The 5,359-nt window shown below is 65.4% G+C and carries 7 protein-coding genes; 6 read left to right on the plus strand and 1 reads right to left on the minus strand.

Annotation, left to right across the window (positions count from 1 at the left end):
• The 5 genes from Q0C81_RS14310 to Q0C81_RS14330 all read left to right on the plus strand — a co-directional run.
• Positions 1-668, plus strand: a 668-nt coding sequence (locus Q0C81_RS14310) for an efflux RND transporter permease subunit (RefSeq protein WP_291839286.1), incomplete at its 5' end; no start/stop codon positions are given.
• An 83-nt stretch (positions 669-751) separates the two neighbouring features.
• Positions 752-1,288, plus strand: a complete 537-nt coding sequence (locus Q0C81_RS14315) for a dual specificity protein phosphatase family protein (protein ID WP_291839289.1) — start codon at positions 752-754, stop codon at positions 1,286-1,288.
• Between the two features lie 16 nt (positions 1,289-1,304).
• Positions 1,305-2,018: a phosphatase PAP2 family protein gene (locus Q0C81_RS14320; protein WP_291839292.1), complete on the plus strand. Its 714-nt coding sequence runs from the start codon at positions 1,305-1,307 to the stop codon at positions 2,016-2,018.
• 119 nt (positions 2,019-2,137) lie between these two features.
• Entirely contained in the window at positions 2,138-2,707 is a 570-nt protein-coding gene (locus Q0C81_RS14325) for an isoprenylcysteine carboxylmethyltransferase family protein (RefSeq protein ID WP_291839295.1), read from the plus strand.
• Positions 2,708-2,946: 239 nt separating this feature from the next.
• Entirely contained in the window at positions 2,947-4,092 is a 1,146-nt protein-coding gene (locus Q0C81_RS14330; protein WP_291839298.1) for an MFS transporter, read from the plus strand.
• Between the two features lie 15 nt (positions 4,093-4,107).
• Here the strand turns inward: Q0C81_RS14330 and Q0C81_RS14335 are convergent, their stop codons facing one another.
• A complete protein-coding gene (locus Q0C81_RS14335; RefSeq protein WP_291839300.1) occupies positions 4,108-4,983 on the minus strand; it encodes an MBL fold metallo-hydrolase in 876 nt (291 codons plus the stop codon).
• Between the two features lie 108 nt (positions 4,984-5,091).
• On the opposite strand from Q0C81_RS14335, the gene Q0C81_RS14340 reads away from it, so the two are divergent.
• The coding region (locus Q0C81_RS14340) for a metalloregulator ArsR/SmtB family transcription factor (protein ID WP_291839304.1) at positions 5,092-5,359 on the plus strand (268 nt) is incomplete at its 3' end.

Here is a 5,359-nt window from a genome sequence, read left to right on the forward strand (position 1 = left end):
CGCAGATCACCCGAGAGAATCTGCAGCCCCTGGTCGCGGTAACCGCCCGTCTCGAAGGTCGCGATCTGGGGTCGGCCATGCGGGAGGTGTCGCAGACGGTGTCGCGCCTCAACCTGCCGGCCGGGGTCCGGGTCGAATACGGCGGCCTCTACGCCGAACAGCAAAAGTCGTTCCGGGATCTGGCGGTGGTGTTTGTCTCGGCCCTGCTGCTGGTCGGCCTGCTGTTCCTTTATCTGTTCCGGAACTGGGCCGCGGTCGGCAGCATCGTCGCCACCCTGATCCTGGCCGCGTCGAGCGTCTTCCTGGGCCTTTGGATAACCGGCACCGAGTTGAACATCTCGGCCATGATGGGACTGACCATGGTGATCGGCATCGTCGCCGAGCTGGGCGTCTTCTATCTGGCGGAACTGCCGACAGGCGAACGGCCGGATCCTGACACGCTGATTGCCGCGGGCCGGGCCCGGCTGCGGCCCATCCTGATGTCAGCTCTTATCGCCATTCTGGCCTTGGCGCCCCTGGCCCTGGGTCTCGGAGAGGGCTCGGCGATGCAGAAGCCCCTGGCCATAGCGATCATCACCGGTCTGCTCGCGGGGGTCCCCCTGATCCTGATCTTCACCCCCACCCTCCTGGCGCGATTGTCGACGCCTCTTCGCGGGCGCGCTCAATGATCCCGCTCTACGAGGCCCCGCCGCCGCAGCCGGCAGCTGTCGCTCGCGGTCGGCGGGTCCTCCCCCTCCTGGCGCGTGCGTCCATGGTCGCCGGGGTCATCCTGGCGATCTTGTTGGGCTATGTCGTCTGGGCGGCGGCGACGGGCAATTTCCATTCGGTCGTCGCGGGAGAAGTCTACAGATCAGCGCAACCCTCCGGCGACACGCTTTCGCGGTATCAGAGAGACCACGGGATCCGCACCGTCATCAATCTGCGCGGCGAGAACGCTTCGGAAGCCTGGTATCAGGACGAGACTGCGACGGCCCGGCGGCTGGGAATCAGTCACATCGACTTCCGCATTTCGGCCAAGCGCGGGATCACCAAAAAAGAGGCTTGGCGGTTGATCGAGGTCATGCGGCGCGCACCCAAGCCGCTCCTGATCCACTGCGAGTCGGGGGCGGATCGGACTGGCCTTGCCTCGGCGCTCTATGTCGCGGCGGTCTCGCGGCTTGGGGAGCGTGCGGCCGAGGCCCAGCTGTCCCTCCGCTATGGCCACATCGCCGCGCCGTTTGGCAAGGGCTGGGGCATGACCGTCACCTTCGAGGATATGGAGCCGTCGCTCGGCTTCATCGACAGTTGAAGCCGGGAGCCGCGCCATGACATTCCGATGGACGCTGCCCGCTCGCGTGACGCGGTTTCGAGACCGCCTGACCGGCCGGATCATCGCTGGCTTCCTTGCGACGGCGTTCAGTCTCTGGGCGTTTCTCACCCTCGCGGGTGAAATGGCCGAAGGAGAGACCCGATCGCTCGACGAGCGCCTCCTTCTGATGCTTCGCGTGGCGAGCGATCCAGGCAATCCGATCGGCCCGCGCTGGTTGGAAGAGGCGATGCGCGACGTCACCGCGCTCGGCGGATTCACCGTGCTCACGCTGATCACGGTGACGGCCGTCGTCGCGCTGGCTCGAGCCGGTCGCGCCCGTCAGGCCGGGGTGGTCGCCATGGTGGTGATCGGAGCGGAGCTGTCGAGTGACCTCCTGAAGCTCGCCTATGCCCGCCCCCGACCGGACCTGGTGCCCCATGGCAGCTACGTCTATTCGAACAGCTTCCCGAGCGGACATTCGACCATTTCGGTGGCCACCTATCTCGTGCTCGCAATCGTTCTGGCCGGTCTCGTTCAACGTCGGCGCTCCCGAGCGATGATTCACGCCGTCGCGACCCTCCTCATTCTGTCGATCGGCTTCAGCCGCGTGTATCTCGGCGTTCATTGGCCGACCGACGTCCTGGCGGGCTGGGCGCTGGGAGCCACCTGGGCGGTTGTCGGCTGGTTCCTGTTGTGGCGCGAGCCGGCCGGCGCGGCGGGTCCGCCTTGAAGCAGTTGGCACGACGCCAGCGACAAGCCATAGCTAGGCTTAACCCAAGTGAGCTTTAGCGCATGACCACTCCGATTTCGACGCAGGGCCTTCAGAGGACCCAACGCCTCCGCAAGGGCGTGCTGCTGATCGGCATCCTTGCCGTTCTGGCCCTGGCGGCGGTCTCCCGTTCGTTCGGAGACGAAAGTCTGTTTCACGAACTGCTGGAAGTCGCGGGTCTGGCGTTGATCGCTGTCTGCATCATCGGCCGGGCCTGGTGTTCGCTCTATATCGGCGGCCGCAAGACGGCGGAGATCGTCCAGCGTGGGCCCTATTCGATTTCGCGCAACCCGCTCTATGTTTTCAGTTTCATGGGCGCGTTCGGCATGGGCGCTTTGACCGGCAGCCTCACCATCGCGATGCTGTTCCTGTTGATCGCAGTGGTGGTCTTTACCGCCACGGTGAAGCGGGAAGAAGCGTGGCTGAGCGAAGCCTTCGGCCCGGACTATGCGGCCTACATGGCGCGCACCCCCCGCTTCTGGCCGGATCCGTCGAAATGGCGCGATCAGGACACGCTTGAGGTCCGCCCGATCTTCTTCCTCCGCACGCTGCGGGACGGGGCCGTGATGGCCTTGGCCTATCCGCTTTTCGAGTCTCTGGAATACGTCCAGGATATCGGCTGGGTCCGTGTCATCCTGGCGCTTCCGTAACGGCTGGAGAACTGATTGAGGTAGACGCAGAGCGCTTCCCCTCCCGTCGAGCGGCATGACGGTCGGCGCCGGGGGATTTCGATCCTGACGACACCCAGACTGGCTGCTCAAGGGAGCCTTCAGAACCATTGAGCTCGCGTGGATCGCTCGTCCGAACCTAAAGAGCACATATGACCGCGCCCCTTAAGACCGGCCTGAGAGCGGTGCCCCGAAGCGTCTGGGCGATCGGCTTCGTCTCCATGTTCATGGATGTCTCGTCGGAGATGATTCACAGTCTGCTGCCGGTCTTTCTGGTGACAGGCCTCGGCGCAAGCGTCGCGCTGGTGGGACTGCTCGAAGGCATCGCCGAAGCCACGGCGTCGATCACCAAGGTCTTCTCCGGCTGGCTCAGCGACCGCCTTGGCCACCGCAAGTGGCTGGCGGTGGCCGGCTATGGACTGGGCGCGCTGACCAAGCCGATCTTTCCGGTCGCGGTGACGCCGTTCGAAGTGTTCGGCGCGCGGTTCGCCGATCGGATCGGCAAGGGCATTCGGGGCGCGCCCCGCGACGCCCTGGTCGCCGACATCGCGCCGCCCGAGATCCGCGGCGCGGCCTTCGGTCTGCGTCAGTCCCTCGACACCATCGGCGCTTTCGCCGGACCACTCGTCGCGATGGCTCTCATGGTCGTTCTCGCGGGCAATATCCGCGCGGTGTTCGCCTGGGCCGTGGTTCCAGCCGCGCTTGCCGTCGCGGTGCTCATCTTCGCGGTCAAGGAGCCCCGTTCCGTCGATGGCGTGCGTCATCCGCGACCGCCGATCCGATGGATCGATGTGCTGGCGATGGGCGGAGCGTTCTGGTCTGTCGTCGCTCTGGGCGTGGTGTTCACCATGGCGAGGTTCAGCGAAGCCTTCCTGGTGTTGAGGGCGCAGGATGTCGGCCTCGCCATCGCTCTCGTGCCCGTGGTGATGGTGGTGATGAACGTGGTGTATTCGGTCGTGGCCGCGCCGGCCGGGAGTCTGTCGGATAGGATCGATCGACGCTGGCTGCTCATCATCGGCCTCGCGGTCCTGATCGCCGCCGACGTGGTCCTCGCCTTTGTGGCGACTATTCCGGGCGTTCTGATCGGGGTCGCCCTGTGGGGCCTGCACATGGGCCTGACCCAGGGATTGTTGGCGGCTTTGGTCGTGGATACGGCCCCGCCGAATATGCGTGGAACGGCCTTTGGTCTGTTCAATCTCGCCAGCGGCGTGACCTTGCTGGCGGCCAGCGTCGTCGCCGGCTTGCTGTGGTCGCGGATGGGACCCGAGGCGACCTTCCTCGCCGGCGCCGTGTTCGCCCTGCTGGCGACGGCGGGGCTTGTGTTCATGGCATCGCGTAATCCGGGCGGGAGGAGGAGTATCCCCTGAGCGACTTGTTCGCCGTTAGTTACCGACCTTCGGCTTTACGGGGATCATCAGGTAGCTGACGCCGTTGGCCTCGGCGGGCGGGAAATTGCCGGCGCGAATGTTGACCTGGATCGAGGGGATGAGGAGCGCTGGGGGCGAGAGGGTCGCGTCGCGTTCCTCGCGCATCTTGACGAAGGCGTCTTCGCTGACGCCGTCATGCACATGGACGCTCGTCTCGCGTTGGGCTTGCACCGTCGTCTCCCAGCAATAGGCATCCCGGCCCGGCGCCTTGTAGTCGTGGCACAGGAACAGACGCGTCTCAGGCGGCAAGTCGAGAAGCTTGCGGATTGAGCGGTAGAGCTGACGAGCGTCGCCACCCGGAAAGTCCGCGCGGGCCGTGCCGTAGTCGGGCATGAACAGCGTGTCGCCGACAAAGACCGCATCTCCGATCCGGTAGCTCACGTCGGCCGGCGTATGACCGGGTGTATGGAGCACCTCGACCTCCAGCGCGCCGATCCTGAAGCGCTCGCCGTCGGCGAACAGCTTGTCGAAGTCGCCGCCGTCCGCCTTCACATCCGTGGCGTTGAAGATGGGCCGAAAGATGCTCTGCACGTCCCGGACATGCTCGCCGATCCCGATCGCGGCGCCGGTACGGAGCTTGATGAAGGGCGCTCCGCTGAGGTGGTCGGCATGAACATGGGTCTCCAGGGCCCAGACCACAGTCAGACCGCCCGCTTCTGCGGCGGCGAGCACGGTCGCGAGGGAGCGAGTGTCCACCTCGCCGGACGGGTGGTCGTAGTCGAGAACCGGATCGATCACCGCCGCCTGACCGGTCGCCGGATCAGACACCAGATAGGTCACAGTGTGGGTGGGCTCGTCGAAGAAGGCCTGGATGTTCGGGCGGGCGGTCATGTCGGGTTCCTGGATAGCGTGGTTGACAGCTATATTAGCGATCTCTAAATTAGAAACATGAGAGATACAAATTCGTTCCTGCCACCGGCAGATCTTCCCGCGCTCACCTTGGCGGATTTCGAGGCGCGGGCCGGGGAAGCCGCCCAGCTGTTGCGGGCGTTGGGCAATGAGCGTCGCCTGCTCATCCTCTGTCACCTGATCTCGGCCGAGGAGATGTCGGTCGGCCAGTTGGCCAGCCAGATCGGCCTGAGCCAGTCGGCGCTGTCCCAACACCTCGCCCGGCTACGCGAGGACGGCCTGGTCGCCTTCCGCCGCGAGGCCCAGACAATTTTCTATCGGGTCGCGGACCCGAATGCGGGGCGCCTTCTGGCGCTGC

The sequence above is a fragment of the Brevundimonas sp. genome (assembly GCF_023259385.1).
GTDB lineage: Bacteria > Pseudomonadota > Alphaproteobacteria > Caulobacterales > Caulobacteraceae > Brevundimonas.